Origin of the sequence: Ruegeria sp. HKCCD7221 (assembly GCF_013031225.1) — a bacterium.
Lineage (GTDB): Bacteria > Pseudomonadota > Alphaproteobacteria > Rhodobacterales > Rhodobacteraceae > Ruegeria.
Genome location: NZ_WPZE01000006.1, coordinates 46,661 through 59,932, shown reverse-complemented (window position 1 = coordinate 59,932; position 13,272 = coordinate 46,661). Strand labels below are relative to the sequence as shown.

General features: G+C 59.7%; 15 protein-coding genes. 5 read left to right on the top strand and 10 right to left on the bottom strand.

What is annotated here, in order from left to right; genetic code table 11:
* Positions 1-84: 84 nt before the first annotated feature.
* From pta to GOX73_RS14850, 3 genes are all read right to left on the bottom strand, one after another.
* A complete protein-coding gene (gene pta / locus GOX73_RS14860) occupies positions 85-1,098 on the bottom strand; it encodes a phosphate acetyltransferase (RefSeq protein WP_171126324.1) in 1,014 nt (337 codons plus the stop codon).
* 5 nt (positions 1,099-1,103) lie between these two features.
* Positions 1,104-2,882 (bottom strand): sulfoacetaldehyde acetyltransferase, encoded by a 1,779-nt coding sequence (gene xsc, locus GOX73_RS14855; protein ID WP_171126323.1) that lies wholly within the window; start codon positions 2,880-2,882, stop codon positions 1,104-1,106.
* A gap of 125 nt (positions 2,883-3,007) precedes the next feature.
* Complete coding sequence (locus tag GOX73_RS14850; protein ID WP_171126322.1) at positions 3,008-4,468, bottom strand: PLP-dependent aminotransferase family protein; 1,461 nt, start codon at positions 4,466-4,468, stop codon at positions 3,008-3,010.
* Positions 4,469-4,592: 124 nt separating this feature from the next.
* Between GOX73_RS14850 and GOX73_RS14845 the strand changes: the two genes are divergently transcribed.
* Together GOX73_RS14845 and GOX73_RS14840 are read left to right on the top strand one after the other, a co-directional pair.
* Positions 4,593-4,901, top strand: a complete 309-nt coding sequence (locus tag GOX73_RS14845; RefSeq protein WP_171126321.1) for a helix-turn-helix transcriptional regulator — start codon at positions 4,593-4,595, stop codon at positions 4,899-4,901.
* Positions 4,894-5,925: a permease gene (locus GOX73_RS14840; RefSeq protein WP_171126320.1), complete on the top strand. Its 1,032-nt coding sequence runs from the start codon at positions 4,894-4,896 to the stop codon at positions 5,923-5,925. The genes GOX73_RS14845 and GOX73_RS14840 overlap by 8 nt, the downstream gene beginning before the upstream one ends.
* Positions 5,926-6,007: 82 nt before the next feature.
* Here GOX73_RS14840 and GOX73_RS14835 read toward each other — a convergent pair whose 3' ends face one another.
* Positions 6,008-6,397, bottom strand: coding sequence for a hypothetical protein (locus tag GOX73_RS14835; RefSeq protein ID WP_171126319.1), 390 nt, complete (start codon positions 6,395-6,397; stop codon positions 6,008-6,010).
* A 52-nt stretch (positions 6,398-6,449) separates the two neighbouring features.
* On the bottom strand, positions 6,450-7,211 hold the full coding sequence (locus tag GOX73_RS14830) for a DUF1013 domain-containing protein (protein WP_170485727.1): 762 nt from the start codon (positions 7,209-7,211) through the stop codon (positions 6,450-6,452).
* Positions 7,212-7,341: 130 nt separating this feature from the next.
* Here GOX73_RS14830 and GOX73_RS14825 point away from each other — a divergent pair, with 130 nt between their 5' ends.
* A complete protein-coding gene (locus GOX73_RS14825) occupies positions 7,342-7,983 on the top strand; it encodes a ribonuclease T2 (RefSeq protein WP_171134995.1) in 642 nt (213 codons plus the stop codon).
* Here the strand turns inward: GOX73_RS14825 and GOX73_RS14820 are convergent.
* Positions 7,980-8,468, bottom strand: coding sequence for a hypothetical protein (locus tag GOX73_RS14820; RefSeq protein ID WP_171126317.1), 489 nt, complete (start codon positions 8,466-8,468; stop codon positions 7,980-7,982). The two genes, GOX73_RS14825 and GOX73_RS14820, sit on opposite strands and share 4 nt — an antisense overlap.
* Positions 8,469-8,568: 100 nt before the next feature.
* Between GOX73_RS14820 and GOX73_RS14815 the strand changes: the two genes are divergently transcribed.
* Positions 8,569-9,090, top strand: coding sequence for a hypothetical protein (locus tag GOX73_RS14815; protein WP_171126316.1), 522 nt, complete (start codon positions 8,569-8,571; stop codon positions 9,088-9,090).
* Between the two features lie 34 nt (positions 9,091-9,124).
* Here the strand turns inward: GOX73_RS14815 and recR are convergent, their stop codons facing one another.
* The 3 genes from recR to GOX73_RS14800 form a co-directional block, all read right to left on the bottom strand.
* Positions 9,125-9,718 (bottom strand): recombination mediator RecR, encoded by a 594-nt coding sequence (recR, locus tag GOX73_RS14810; protein ID WP_170415635.1) that lies wholly within the window; start codon positions 9,716-9,718, stop codon positions 9,125-9,127.
* 64 nt (positions 9,719-9,782) lie between these two features.
* A complete protein-coding gene (locus GOX73_RS14805) occupies positions 9,783-10,127 on the bottom strand; it encodes a YbaB/EbfC family nucleoid-associated protein (protein ID WP_170386032.1) in 345 nt (114 codons plus the stop codon).
* Between the two features lie 233 nt (positions 10,128-10,360).
* Positions 10,361-12,121, bottom strand: coding sequence for a DNA polymerase III subunit gamma/tau (locus GOX73_RS14800; RefSeq protein WP_171126315.1), 1,761 nt, complete (start codon positions 12,119-12,121; stop codon positions 10,361-10,363).
* A 274-nt stretch (positions 12,122-12,395) separates the two neighbouring features.
* Here GOX73_RS14800 and GOX73_RS14795 point away from each other — a divergent pair, with 274 nt between their 5' ends.
* Positions 12,396-12,788: a dual specificity protein phosphatase family protein gene (locus GOX73_RS14795; RefSeq protein ID WP_371808650.1), complete on the top strand. Its 393-nt coding sequence runs from the start codon at positions 12,396-12,398 to the stop codon at positions 12,786-12,788.
* Between the two features lie 2 nt (positions 12,789-12,790).
* Here the strand turns inward: GOX73_RS14795 and GOX73_RS14790 are convergent, their stop codons facing one another.
* Entirely contained in the window at positions 12,791-13,198 is a 408-nt protein-coding gene (locus GOX73_RS14790; RefSeq protein ID WP_171126314.1) for a hypothetical protein, read from the bottom strand.
* Positions 13,199-13,272 lie beyond the last annotated feature (74 nt).

Below are 13,272 nucleotides of genomic sequence, written 5' to 3'. Positions count from 1 at the left end.
GCCCCCTTAAAGACTGCGATCCGACCTTTCTCATAAAATGAGGTAAATCGGAATAATGTTTTCGTTTTTTCTTGTGAGGACGGCTTACGTCCCGGAATCGTTGTGTTGCGCCTGAACGGCGGTGACGGCGATCATGTGCAGGATGTCCTCGGATGAACAGCCGCGTGACAGGTCGTTGGCGGGTTTCGCCAATCCTTGCAGCACGGGGCCGATCGCCTCGACCCCACCGATGCGCTGCGCGATTTTATAACCCAGATTGCCCGCGTTCAGGCTGGGGAAGACAAAGACATTTGCTTCACCTTTGAGTGGTGAGTCCGTGGCCTTGGCGGCGGCGATTTCAGGCACGAAGGCGGCGTCGAACTGTAGCTCTCCGTCGATCAGCAGGCTTGGGTCTTTGGCGCGGGCGATCTGCGTCGCTTCGACCACTTTCGAAACCTTAGGGTGTTCTGCGCTGCCCGAGGTGGAAAAGGATAGCATCGCCACCCGCGCAACCTCGCCGGTCAGGGTCGTGTAGGAGTCAGCCGAGGCGCGGGCGATCTCTGCCATCTCTTGTGCGTCGGGGTCCACAATCAGCCCGCAATCGGCAAAGATTCGGGCGCCTTTGACCTCGTGATGGTCCTGGCAGAACAACATCAGGAAAAAGCTGGATACCATCGCGGCTTCGGGCGCGGTGCCGATGATCTGTAACGCGGCGCGCACGGTGTCAGAGGTTGTCTCGACCGCGCCGCCGACCGTGCCGTCGGCGATGTCCTGTTGCACCAGCATTGCGGCATAGATCAGACGGTTGGTGATCTGCTGGCGCGCGTTTTCCAACGTCATGCCCTTGTGCTTGCGCCGTTCGTATAGCGCTTGCGCAAGGCCGGGCGTCAGGTCCGACGTGGCCGGATCGTGGATGTCAATCCGGTCTGAATCATACCCGTCATGGGTTTCAAGCAGGGCCGAAACTTCGGCCCTGTCTCCGATCAGGATGATCCGCGCGACATTCTCTTTTACGGCTTTCACCGCGCCTTCGACAACGCGGGGATCGTCGCCCTCGGACAGGGCGATGATTTTGTCCGACGCGCTTGCCGTCCCGAGAATGGCGCGCAGAGGCTTCACGGGGGTTACGCCCCGGCCTGTGGGGCCATGTCATCGGCGCTGATGCCCGCAACCGCCACCGGCTTTTTCATCGCGTCGCGGCGGAAGGGTTCGCCCAGTTCCTGATTGATCATGGCTTCGATCAGGGTGGTGATGCCGTTCTTCTGGTCTTCGATGGCCTGATTCAGGGCGGCCGTCAGCTCGTCCATCGTGCGCGCCACGACGCCTTTCAGACCGCAAGCTTGTGCAATTCCGGTGTAAGACACTTTGGTGTCCAACTCGGTGCCAACGAAATTGTCGTCAAACCACAGGGTCGAGTTTCGCTTTTCGGCCCCCCACTGATAGTTGCGGAAGACGATCTGGGTGATCGCGGGCCATTCCTCGCGCCCGATGGCGGTCAGTTCGTTGACCGCGATACCAAAGGCTCCGTCGCCCGAGAACCCGACAACCGGCACGTCCGGGTTGCCGATCTTGGCGCCCACAACCGACGGCAGGCCATAGCCACACGGGCCGAACAGGCCGGGCGCCAGATACTTGCGACCATCCTCGAAAGATGGGTAGGCATTGCCGATGGCGCAGTTGTTGCCGATATCGGACGAGATGATCGCCTCTTTCGGCAGGGCGGACTGAATCGCGCGCCACGCCATGCGGGGGCTCATCCAGTCGGGCTTGGCGGCGCGGGCGCGCTGGTTCCATGTGGTGCCCGGATCGTCATCTTCGTGGTCCATGCTGGAGAGTTGCTGCGCCCATGCGGATTTTTTCTGGGCGATGCGCGACTTGCGTTCAATCCGCCCTGCATCGCCTGCAGTATCGCTTAGCTGCGCTAGAATGCCCTTGGCCACCTTGGCCGCGTCACCGATGATGCCCACCGAAACCGTCTTGGTCAGGCCGATCCGGTCGGGGTTGATGTCGACCTGAATGATCTTGGCGTCCGTCGGCCAGTATTCCATGCCATAGCCGGGCAGGGTCGAGAACGGGTTCAGGCGGGTGCCGAGGCACAAAACCACATCAGCCTCGCTGATCAATTCCATCCCCGCTTTTGAGCCGTTATAGCCCAGCGGCCCGGCAAACAGCGGGTGCGAACCGGGGAAGGCATCGTTGTGCTGATAACCAACGCAGACCGGCGCATCCAGACGCTCGGCCAGATCTTTAGACGCCTCGATCCCTCCTTCGGACAGAACCACGCCCGCGCCGTTCAGGATCACCGGGTTCTTGGCATTCGACAGCAGATCGGCCGCCTGCGCCACGGCGCTTTCGCCGCCCGAAGGGCGCTCGAACTCAACAACTGCGGGTAGGTCGACGTCGATGACCTGAGTCCACATATCGCGCGGGATGTTCAACTGCGCAGGCGCACTGGCGCGTTTGGCCTGCATGATCACGCGGTTCAGAACCTCGCACACGCGGGACGGGTCGCGGACCTCTTCCTGATAGGCGACCATGTCTTCGAACAGTTTCATCTGCTCGACTTCCTGAAAACCACCCTGACCGATGGTCTTGTTCGCGGCCTGCGGGGTGACCAGCAGCAGCGGGGTGTGGTTCCAATAGGCGGTTTTAACAGCGGTGACAAAGTTGGTGATGCCGGGGCCGTTCTGCGCGATCATCATCGACATCTTGCCGGTGGCGCGGGTATAGCCGTCGGCCATCATTCCGGCGCTGCCTTCATGCGCGCAGTCCCAGAACATGATCCCCGCCTTAGGGAACAGGTCCGAGATTGGCATCATGGCCGAGCCGATAATCCCGAACGCATGTTCGATTCCGTGCATTTGCAGAACCTTAACAAAGGCCTCTTCCGTGGTCATTTTCATCTGAATGATCTCCGCGCATATGTGGAATGGCCGGGTCTTTCGCCCCGCCTTTAGATATGGTTTTGACGGATGGGGCAGGGCGACGTTAGGGCCAGAATGCGCAGCGGAATAGGTCCAGTATTCCGCTAATAGTCGCGGATCGCCTCGGCGATGCGTTTTACGCCCGGTGCGATGCGATCCGGTGCGATTGAGGAATATCCCAGACGGTAGAAATTCCGGGGCCGGTCGGGTTCGGAAAAGAATGGCGCGCCGGGTTCGATGTGGACGCTTTGGCCTTGCAGGGCCTTAGCCAGCTGGGTTGTGTCCACATGATCCGGTGCCGACATCCAGATTGATGAACCGCCCAGAACGCCGCGCCCGGCGACAGTCAGGCCATTCTGTTCGACGGCCTGATCTAGCGCCGTGCGCCGTTGGGCCAGCGCCTTGGACATCCGCCTGATCTGCGCGTCATAGTGGCCAAGCGACAGGAAATAGGCGGCCGTGCGCTGGATATGTCCTGGCGGGTGGCGCAAGACCAGTGATCGCAGGGCGCGGGCCTCGCGGATAAAAGGCTCGGACCCTACCATGTAGCCAAGGCGCAAGCCGGGAAAGAGCGATTTCGAGAAGCTGCCCACATAGATCACCCGCCCGTCCCGGTCCATCGACTTGAGCGCGGGCGAGGGCGCACCCAGAAAGGCCATCTCGAATTCATAGTCATCCTCGACCACCATCGCGTCCAATTCGCGGGCATGGGCCAGCAGAGCGGTACGCCTGTCCACAGGCATGGTCGCGGTGGTCGGGCTTTGGTGGCTGGGGGTGGTAAAAATCACATCGGTCTGGTCGGGCAATGCCTCGGGTGGCAAGCCGTCGCGGTCCACGGCGACCGGGGCCACTTTGCAATCGGAATGGTTCAGCAGGTCGCGAAGGGCATAGTAGCACGGGTCTTCGATCACCGCCGTCCGGTTGCGGTTCAACAGAATGCGCGAGGCCAGCCAAAGCGCGTTTTGCGCGCCCATTGTAATCAGAATTTCTTCGGGTCGGGCTGCGATGCCGCGGCGGGGCAGGGTGTGGCGGGCGATGAACTCGACCAGCAGGGGATCGTCCTGATCCACGTAATCCCCGGTCAGGGAATCGAAATCCTTATGCCCCAGCGCCCTGACCGCGCAAAGCCGCCAGTTGGCGTGGTCAAACAGCGACCGGTCGGCCTGACCATAGATGAACGGATAGCGGTAATCGCGCCAATCTGCGGGTTTGGTCAGGGTATCCCCGTCCGAAAAACGCCGGGCCAGCGCCGTGTTCCAATCGACCGTTTCATTCCCGCGCGGGGTGGGCGTGTATTTCGGCGGCACCGGCGCATTTTCCGACACATAATACCCCGACCGCCCTTTGGAGGTGAGGTAGTCATTGGCCAGCAACTCCGTATAGGCCAGCGTTACCGTGATCCGGCTGACACCCAGATGTGCGGCCAGTTTGCGGGATGACGGCAGTTTCTCACCCACGTGGAAACGGCCCGACAGGATACCCTCGGCAATCATCTGCTGGATCTGTGCCTGCAGCGTGCCCTGACCGTTGAGTTCCAGAAAGAAAGTGTCGACCGAAATGCCCATAGGGCTTTATAGGGTGGACTTATGGGGTGAGCAATCTGGACTTACTGGTTTTTGACCATTTTCATTGACACCAGAAATCGACTCACCTAAATAACTAGAAATCTAGTTTAGTGGAGCGCACGAAATGTGGGAAACCGCCGCTGCGGGATTTTCGGCCATGGGGTCCGAGGCCCGGTTGAAGGTTCTGAAAACTCTGGTCCGTGCAGGTGAAGCCGGGCTGACCGTTGGGGAAATACAAGAACGCACGGGTATCGCGCCTTCTACGCTGGCCCATCACCTGCGGTTTCTGGCAGCCGGAGGCGTGGTGCAGCAGGAAAAGATCGGGCGCACCACGATCAACCGCGCCAGCTATGACGAGTTGCGAAACCTGGCGCAGTTCATCCTGTCCGAGTGCTGCGCGGACGAAGTAGGAAAGGCCGCGAACGATGGCTGAACTGACACAGAACCCGAAGATTTCGGGAAAAGCCGCGCTGGACGTGATTAAAACGCCTTGGGCTGTGATCATTGCGATCTTGATTGCAGTGGCGATTCTGGACCCCGGAAACTGGGCAGAGGTCGTCACATTCGCAGGCAAGGCCCTTGCCCACACCGGTCAATATATCTTGTTTGCTGTTCTGCTATTGTCTTACCTCAAGGCGACCGGGGCCGAGGTCATGGTTGCGCGCGCGTTTGAAGGGCGCGAGACACGGATGATTTTCCTCGCCGCTCTGTTTGGTGGGTTGGCACCATTTTGTTCCTGCGAGGTGATCCCGTTTATCGCCGGTCTGCTGGCGCTGGGTGCGCCCTTGTCGGCGGTGATGGCATTCTGGCTCAGTTCGCCTTTGATCGACCCGCCCACATTGCTGATCACCGCAGGTGCGTTGGGCTGGCCGTTCGCGATCGGTAAAGCCGTAGCCGCCGTTGCCTTGGGATTGTTCGGTGGTTTTGTCGTGCGCGGTCTGATGCGCAGCGGCGCATTCGCGCAGCCGCTACGGGAATACAAACCCGCTGGATGCTGCGGGTGCGGCCCAAAGCAAGACGACAAACCCGTCTGGCGGTTCTGGCAGCAGCCCGAGCGTCGTCAGCGCTTTCGCACCGAGTTTGTTCACAACGGTCTGTTCCTGCTGAAATGGCTGGCCCTTGCCTATGTCCTTGAGGCGCTGCTGGTCAGCTATGTGCCCGCCGATCTGATTGCCCGCGTGGTTGGTGGTGAGGGTGTCGTGCCCATCGTTATCGCAGCCCTGGTTGGAATGCCGGCATACCTGAACTCATACGTCGCACCGCCGCTGCTGGCCGGTCTGACTGAACAAGGGATGAGCGTCGGTGCAGCTATGTCCTTCATGGTTGCAGGTGCGGTCAGTTCGATCCCGGCCATGGCAGCAGTCTGGTCGCTGGTCAAGCCGAAGGTGTTTGCGACCTATCTGGGGCTGGGCATAACCGGCGCCATTATCGCAGGGATCATCTTTCAGATGGTTTAGTGCGATTTGGGTGCCAAGCTGAACCCCAGACGCGTAAAAGGAAAAACCGCCCAGTGTTTTCTCACCGGGCGGTTTTGCGTGATCAGCTTGCGTCGCAGTAGCGTGGCAGCTTGAAGCGGTATCGCGGTTCACCACTTTCGACATATACGCGTTTTTCTATGCAGGCGCTGTCGCCAACGGTCTGGGAAATTGGTGCTTCTGTCGACGAGATCGACGTTGCAGACCCGTCCGGCAACCGTACCGAGGCAATGACCCCATTCTTGAGATCTCCGTTGATCGGCGTGGCAGACAGGACCGGAACCGTCATGAATGCTTCGTGTTCGTGGCGCCCGTCATCGTTGAGAAGCAAGAGGGCCGCTGCAACGGCAACGACTCCGACACCTCCGAGCACAGCCAGGCCCTTGGTCTTCATAAAAGCATAGATCGACACGGCACGGTGTGGACCAAATACGGCAGACAATACATTCAGCATGGGGGCACCGTCAAAAAAGCCCCGGCCTGTTCAGGCTGGGGCTGACTGTAGATTAGGGGCGCAGATCGTCTTCGTCTTCATCCTCGGCCCCGCCCTTGGGCAGGTTGAAGAAGCTATCCGCGTCGATGACCGGCTCATCGTCTTTTTCTTCGACCGGCTCGTCAGACAGCGAGAATGTCTCGAGGCCCTCGATGGCGGTCGGGATTTTTGGCGCGGCGTCCATTTCCAGCGACTGCTCGGTCGAAACCAGCTTGCGGCGTTCGTCATCGCTCATGACGCCACCTTCGGCGGCTTTCTTGGCGGCCGCCTTCTGCACGATCGCATCCAGTTCGGACTGTTTGCACAGGCCCAGGGCAACCGGGTCGATGGGTTGCATGTTGGCGATGTTCCAGTGGGTGCGCTCGCGGATCGACTGGATGGTGGGCTTGGTGGTGCCGACCAGCTTGGCGATCTGGCCGTCGCTCAGTTCAGGGTGGAACTTGACCAGCCACAGGATCGAGTTCGGACGGTCCTGACGCTTGGACAGCGGGGTGTAACGCGGGCCACGGCGCTTTTCCTCGCCTGCCGCAGCAGCGTTGAACTTAAGCTTGAGCTTGTGCAGCGGGTTGTTCTGCGCGGCGTCGATCTCGTCCTGGGTTAGTTGGTTATTGGCGATGGGGTCAAAGCCTTTGACGCCAGCGGCCACGTCGCCGTCGGCGATGCCCTGCACCTCAAGCTCGTGCATGCCCACGAAATCCGCGATCTGCTTGAAGCTGATCGTGGTGTTGTCCACCAGCCATACGGCTGTTGCCTTGGCCATAAGCGGTTTTGCCATCAGCCCGTCTCCTTTAAATACATCTGTCCCGTCGCCGGAATTCGGCGGCCCCGTGGTCTTGGGGCAGGTTTCCGTTGTCGGGGAACTTGGCCCGTATATAGTCGCGCAAGGTCAAGAAGGGAAGAGGCGAATGCGCCAAGGGATTCTGGGGCTGTTATTATGCGTTCTGAGTGCGGCGACGGCGCTGGCCGAGGGCGAAAAGGCAGGGGAATTCGACTATTATGTTCTGTCCCTCAGTTGGTCGCCCAACTGGTGCGCGCGTGAAGGGGATGCGCGTAGCTCGGATCAATGCGATGCGCGTCACGATCATGGTTGGATCCTGCACGGGTTGTGGCCTCAGTTTCATCAGGGCTGGCCGTCCTATTGCCGAACCGCCGTGGCGCCACCCACCCGTCGTATGACGCGGGAAATGGCGGATATTCAGGGCATGTCCGGTTTGGCGTGGCACCAGTGGAAGAAACACGGAACCTGCTCGGGCCTGTCCGCGCCGGACTATTTCGCGCTGTCGCGCCAAGCATATCAGCAAGTCGCGCGGCCCGAGGTCTTTCGCAAGCTGGAAGAGGCCGTCAAACTGCCGGCTTCGGTGGTTGAGGAGGCGTTTCTGAAAGCTAATCCGGGACTAAAACCGGACATGATCACCATCACCTGCAAACAAGGCTACATTGAAGAAGCCCGTTTGTGCCTGTCGCGCGATCTTAAACCCGTTCCTTGCGGCCGGGACGTGATCCGCGATTGTGCAGCCAAGGATGCTCTGTTCGATCCGATTCGCTAGAGTTTCTTGTTCTGACAGTCGCGCGCGTATTCCAGCGCCTTGGCCGTGCCCTTCAGGTCTATGGCCATGACAGTTTCCCCTGCCGGATTGTAAACGGTCATCGTGCGGTTCTGAGCGATCGCATTCACAAAGTTCCGGTCGGTGAAAAACACGGTCGCACCCGGCACGCGGTCCAATTTGAACCCCGTGGCCGTGGCATCAAAACTTTTGCCATCCAGTTCGAACCGGATGGGATAGCTTTGGCCCTGTTCGATGTCGCCCCACGCCTTGTTGAAAACCGTAAAATACCCGCGATTGTTCAGCGCGTCGTAACCGATCCTAACCACCGAGAGGTCCTCATACACCGTCTGGATCAAGCACCCGTTGCCAAGCGCAGGGTCCATCATGATGTTCCAACCCTCGGCAAAGCCTTTGTCGACGAGTTCCTGCGACCAGGCGGCGGTTGCTGTGAAGGCGGCGAGGGTGAGGGCGAGAAGGCGGGTCACTAAACAACTCTATAGCTAATTTGGTACTGTTGACGTTAGTGACTTTTTGTTGAACTACAAAGGCATAATTTCTCTGTATGGAATTGGGTAATTTGGTTCATTGAAACTGCTGCTCGCCATTTTTTGCAGTGTTTTTGCATACACTGCAATGGCGCTTATCCTGTTCGGAAATATTCTTCAGCCAATTGCATTTGTTACGTTTTGGAGCGGTCGATTGGGCGCCCCTTTTTGGCCGGTTTTCGTGTTTTTTGGCGGATTTTTTGGGTTGTTGTTCAGTGCGTTCTTAAGCAGGCTAAAATTCAAATCTCATATAACCCTGCCAGTATTCATTGTCTTGGCCATGAGCCTATCAAGCGTCTTTGTCGGATCTTATGCAAGCGTCCTGCGCGCTAGATCGATCAACGTTTTTGATGCGGATGCGGAGTTCAGAAACTCATTCTTTCAGACGCTTCGAAATGCGCCAAGAGAGTTTCAGTTCTATTTGCATGCGGCTGCGCTTAAGGACTGCGTTCCTTATGCTTGGAGCTACCGAACCATGTCGTTTTACCAACTGCCAAACAACATCGCAGTCAATGTTTTGCCGCACGAATGGGTGGTACAATGTGGAATCACAAGAGACTAGCCGGAGCATTTGTCACCCGGAACTTTTGATAAGATCAAAGTTCTTTCCGCGCCCTCAGCGCCGCTGTAATCGTCCCGTCATCCAGATAATCCAGCTCTCCGCCAATCGGCACGCCCTGCGCCAGAGAGGTCAGGCGGACCTGCCCCTCTAGCTGATCGGCGATGTAATGCGCTGTGGTCTGGCCATCGACGGTGGCGTTCAAGGCGAGGATGACCTCGGTAACTCCTTCGGCGACCACCCGGTCCTTGAGGCGCGGAATGCGCAGCTCGTCCGGGCCGACGCCGTCCAGTGCCGACAATGTGCCGCCCAGCACGTGATAGCGGCCTTTGAACACGCCCGCGCGCTCCATCGCCCAAAGGTCGGCGACGTCTTCGACCACGCAAAGCTCACCAGTCGCGCGGGCCTCGCTGTCGCAGATATCGCAGATATCGGTGGTGCCGACGTTGCCACAGTTCAGGCATTCGCGGGCGGTGATGGCGACCTGTTGCATGGCGTCTGACAGGGGCGTCAGCAGCAGGGCACGCTTGCGGATCAGGTGCAGCACTGCGCGGCGGGCCGAGCGCGGACCCAGACCCGGCAGCTTGGCCAACAGGTCGATCAGGTTGTCGATGTCGCTGTTCGAACTCACTGCGCGCGCTCCTGCAAATGGGCCGGGCATGCGCGCCCGGCCTGTGTTTCGTCAGGAGTGTCTATCAGAACGGCAGCTTGATGTCTGCGGGTAGGCCCATGCTTTCGGTGAGCTTTGCCATTTCTTCCTGCGACCGCTCTGCGGCTTTGGTCTGTGCGTCCTTGATGGCAGCAAGGATCAGGTCCTCGACCACTTCCTTGTCGTCGCCATTGAAGATCGACGGGTCGATGTCCAGACCTTTCAGCTCGCCTTTTGCAGTGGCGGTGGCCTTGACCAGCCCGGCACCAGATTCGCCGACAACCATGATGGTGTTCAGTTCTTCCTGCATGTCGGTCATCTTGGTCTGCAAATCCTGTGCGGATTTCATCATCTTGGCCATGTCGCCCAGACCGCCGAGTCCTTTGAGCATCGTGTTTCTCCTGTAAGTCCGTTTGAAGCCTAAATACGGGCGGCACCCGCGCGGCACAAGGGCCGTAGGTCTCCCGCCTGTCGTCAAGGTCTTTGGCAAGACCTTTCCTCCCGTTGGGCCCGGCAGCGCGGGCTTTGCCCGCGCTGCCGGGCCCAAGTCCGCTCAGGGCTGTCGGCGTCAGCCGATGGTCCGTGGCGGGTGCGGGAGTATTTCGGGTGTTTTACGCGAAGGGTTCAGTCCTCTTCGAACGGGTCCCATTCGTCTTCGACTTCGGGCAAGGCTTCGGTTTCGACCTTTGCGGCGCGTTCCTCGGGCGTTTCGATCCTTTTGATCCGAGCCTTGGGGAATTGTTTCAGCACCGCCTGAACCAGCGGATGCTGCTCGGCCTCAGCGCGCAGGGCGAGGTCTGCCGCGTCCCTGACTTCGGCAATTGTCGCCATGTCGCCGTCCGATACGACCGATACCGCCCAACGATTTCCGGTCCAGCGTTGCAACGCTGACCCCAGTCGTTGCGCCAAATCCGTCGGAGCGTTGTCGGCCGGAGTAAATTCGATCCGCCCCGGCTGGTACGAAACCAGACGCACGCCGTTTTCAACCTCGACCAGCAGTTTCACATCCCGGTTTGTGCGGATCAGTTCAACCACATGTTCGAATGTCGGATACCGGGCCAGAGCGGTCTGTGTGTCCCGCGCCAAAGCCGCGCTGGGTGCGCCCGCGCCACCACCCGCTGGCGCCGCGTAGGATTGTGCCGCTGGCGCATGTGCCTGAACGGTGCCCTGTGTCGGCGCTGACATTCCACCGCCGGGCCCGCCGTTCGGGGCAGGGGGCGGGGCGTCCTGAAGACGTCTGATCAGCTCTTCCGGGGTGGGCAAGTCGGCGACATGGGTCAGCCGGATGATAGCCATTTCTGCGGACATCATGGCATTGGGCGCTGCCGAAACTTCTTCGAGTGCTTTCAGCAACATCTGCCACATCCGGGTCAGAATGCGCATGGGAAGGGCCTCGGCCATCTGGACGCCCCGGGCGCGTTCGTCAGGCGAGACTGTCGGATCTTCGGCTGCGTCCGGCGTAATCTTGACCACCGAGACCCAATGCGTGATCTCGGCCAGATCGCGCAGTACGGCCAGCGGGTCGGCACCTTCGGCATATTGACCGCCAAGCTCCGTCAACGCTCCGGCGGTATCGCCGCGCAGGATCATGTCCATCAGGTCCAGCACCCGCCCGCGATCAGCCAACCCCAGCATGGCCCGCACCTGATCCGCGCTGGTTTCCCCGGCACCATGCGAAATGGCTTGATCCAGCAGCGAGGTCGCATCCCGGGCCGAACCTTCCGCCGCACGAGTGATCAGCGCCAAGGCGTCCTCGGCAATCTGAGCGTTCTCGGCAGTTGCGATTTTTTTCAGCAGGCCGATCATGTCTTCGGGTTCGATCCGGCGCAGGTCGAAGCGTTGACACCGCGACAGGACCGTCACCGGAACCTTGCGGATTTCGGTTGTGGCAAAGATGAACTTCACATGCTCTGGCGGTTCTTCAAGGGTTTTGAGCAAAGCGTTGAACGCGCTGTTCGACAGCATGTGAACTTCGTCGATGATGTATATCTTGTAGCGCGCACTGGCGGCACGATAGCGGACGCTTTCGATGATCTCGCGAATGTCGTTCACACCGGTGCGGCTTGCGGCGTCCATCTCCATTACGTCGACATGGCGGCCCTCCATGATGGCCACGCAGTGTTCGCACTGGCCGCAGGGTTCGATTGTCGCTTTGCCTTCACCGTCTGGTCCGATGCAGTTCATGCCCTTGGCAATGATCCGCGCGGTGGTGGTTTTGCCGGTACCGCGAATGCCGGTCATGACAAAGGCCTGCGCTATCCGGTCGGCCTCGAACGCGTTTTTCAGGGTGCGTACCATGGCGTCCTGGCCCACGAGGTCGGCAAAAGTTTCAGGACGGTATTTGCGGGCGAGCACCTGATAGGCGGGGCTTGGTGTTTCGGTCATGTCTGCTCTGTCGGATTCGTATCAGCTTTGCAGCGTAGTGACCCCTGCCGCTCACGTCCACCGCAGAGAGCGATGAAATTCGATTTGGATTACTGCGGCGCATTGGATACAGGTTCGGGTGGGCGTGTATCGGCTTGCCCAGCCATTTCCTTCGGGCAGAGTGCGCACCTTGGACAGGTTTGAAATTTACTCAATGCCGGTTCGGTCCGGTCTGTTGGGCTTGGCGCAAATACCAGGTCGGCTCGGCGACTTTGCCGGGGATCTTGAGCGGATCATGCAATGGCGCCCAGTCATGGTGATTTCGATGACAACCTCCGGTGAGTTGGAAGCCGCAGGAGCGCACAACCTCGGGCGCGACCTGCAGAGCCGCGCAATCACTTGGGTTCATCTTCCGGTGCAGGATTTTGGCGCACCGTCATCGAACGTAAGGTGTGATTGGCCAAACGCCAGCACCGATGCACACCGCGTCCTGTCTGCGGGTGGACGGGTCTTGGTTCATTGCCGGGGCGGATGCGGGCGGTCCGGCATGATTGTGTTGCGCTTGCTGGTCGAAGGCGGTGAAGCCCCGGATAAGGCGCTGCGCCGGTTGCGCGCGGTCCGGCCGTGCGCCGTCGAAACCGACGCGCAGATGGCTTGGGCCACGGCACCGGCATCAACCGGGCTTTGACGTCACGCCATGGCTGGTTGTGGGTCACCAGCCGCGGGACGCAGTCCCAAGGTTGTAACCTCGAGCATTGCGCAGGGCATATCGGACAGCGTTCCGGTTGGCATGGCCGACAGGCTGGTCCCGAACATCATGTCGGCGTAATCGTCCAGCTTTGTTGTCGGGGTTTCCGAGGCCGTTCCACAATACACCCTGATCAGATCTGAATGGGCGCGAAACCGTGCTGTGCACCCTTCTGCGCAATGCGAAAGCTCTCCGCTGCCTTCGACCTCGAACTCTTTGGTTGTGACAGGCTGCGCTGTTGCTATCGCGTCCGCCATGGCACGTGCCATCCTTGCCAAGGCCGGACACGGTTTGCCGGTTTTCTGACAAATCGTTGCAGAAAACTCGTGCGTTTTTGTCTTCCAGATCATTGTGCGCCCTCCGCGCGATGGACGGGGGGCGTGGGTCAGGTCGCTTTGTGCGGCTTTGACCTGCCCGGACACCC

Bases quoted from the DNA above. Each gene is read 5' to 3' on its own strand.
- GOX73_RS14795 (WP_371808650.1), top strand. From the start codon at position 12,396: ATGCAATGGCGCCCAGTCATGGTGATTTCGATGACAACCTCCGGTGAG.
- GOX73_RS14790 (WP_171126314.1), bottom strand. From the start codon at position 13,198: ATGATCTGGAAGACAAAAACGCACGAGTTTTCTGCAACGATTTGTCAG.
- GOX73_RS14830 (WP_170485727.1), bottom strand. From the start codon at position 7,211: ATGGCAAAACCGCTTATGGCCAAGGCAACAGCCGTATGGCTGGTGGAC.
- GOX73_RS14845 (WP_171126321.1), top strand. From the start codon at position 4,593: ATGTGGGAAACCGCCGCTGCGGGATTTTCGGCCATGGGGTCCGAGGCC.
- xsc (WP_171126323.1), bottom strand. From the start codon at position 2,882: ATGAAAATGACCACGGAAGAGGCCTTTGTTAAGGTTCTGCAAATGCAC.
- GOX73_RS14835 (WP_171126319.1), bottom strand. From the start codon at position 6,397: ATGCTGAATGTATTGTCTGCCGTATTTGGTCCACACCGTGCCGTGTCG.
- GOX73_RS14850 (WP_171126322.1), bottom strand. From the start codon at position 4,468: ATGGGCATTTCGGTCGACACTTTCTTTCTGGAACTCAACGGTCAGGGC.
- GOX73_RS14825 (WP_171134995.1), top strand. From the start codon at position 7,342: ATGCGCCAAGGGATTCTGGGGCTGTTATTATGCGTTCTGAGTGCGGCG.
- GOX73_RS14805 (WP_170386032.1), bottom strand. From the start codon at position 10,127: ATGCTCAAAGGACTCGGCGGTCTGGGCGACATGGCCAAGATGATGAAA.
- GOX73_RS14800 (WP_171126315.1), bottom strand. From the start codon at position 12,121: ATGACCGAAACACCAAGCCCCGCCTATCAGGTGCTCGCCCGCAAATAC.
- GOX73_RS14840 (WP_171126320.1), top strand. From the start codon at position 4,894: ATGGCTGAACTGACACAGAACCCGAAGATTTCGGGAAAAGCCGCGCTG.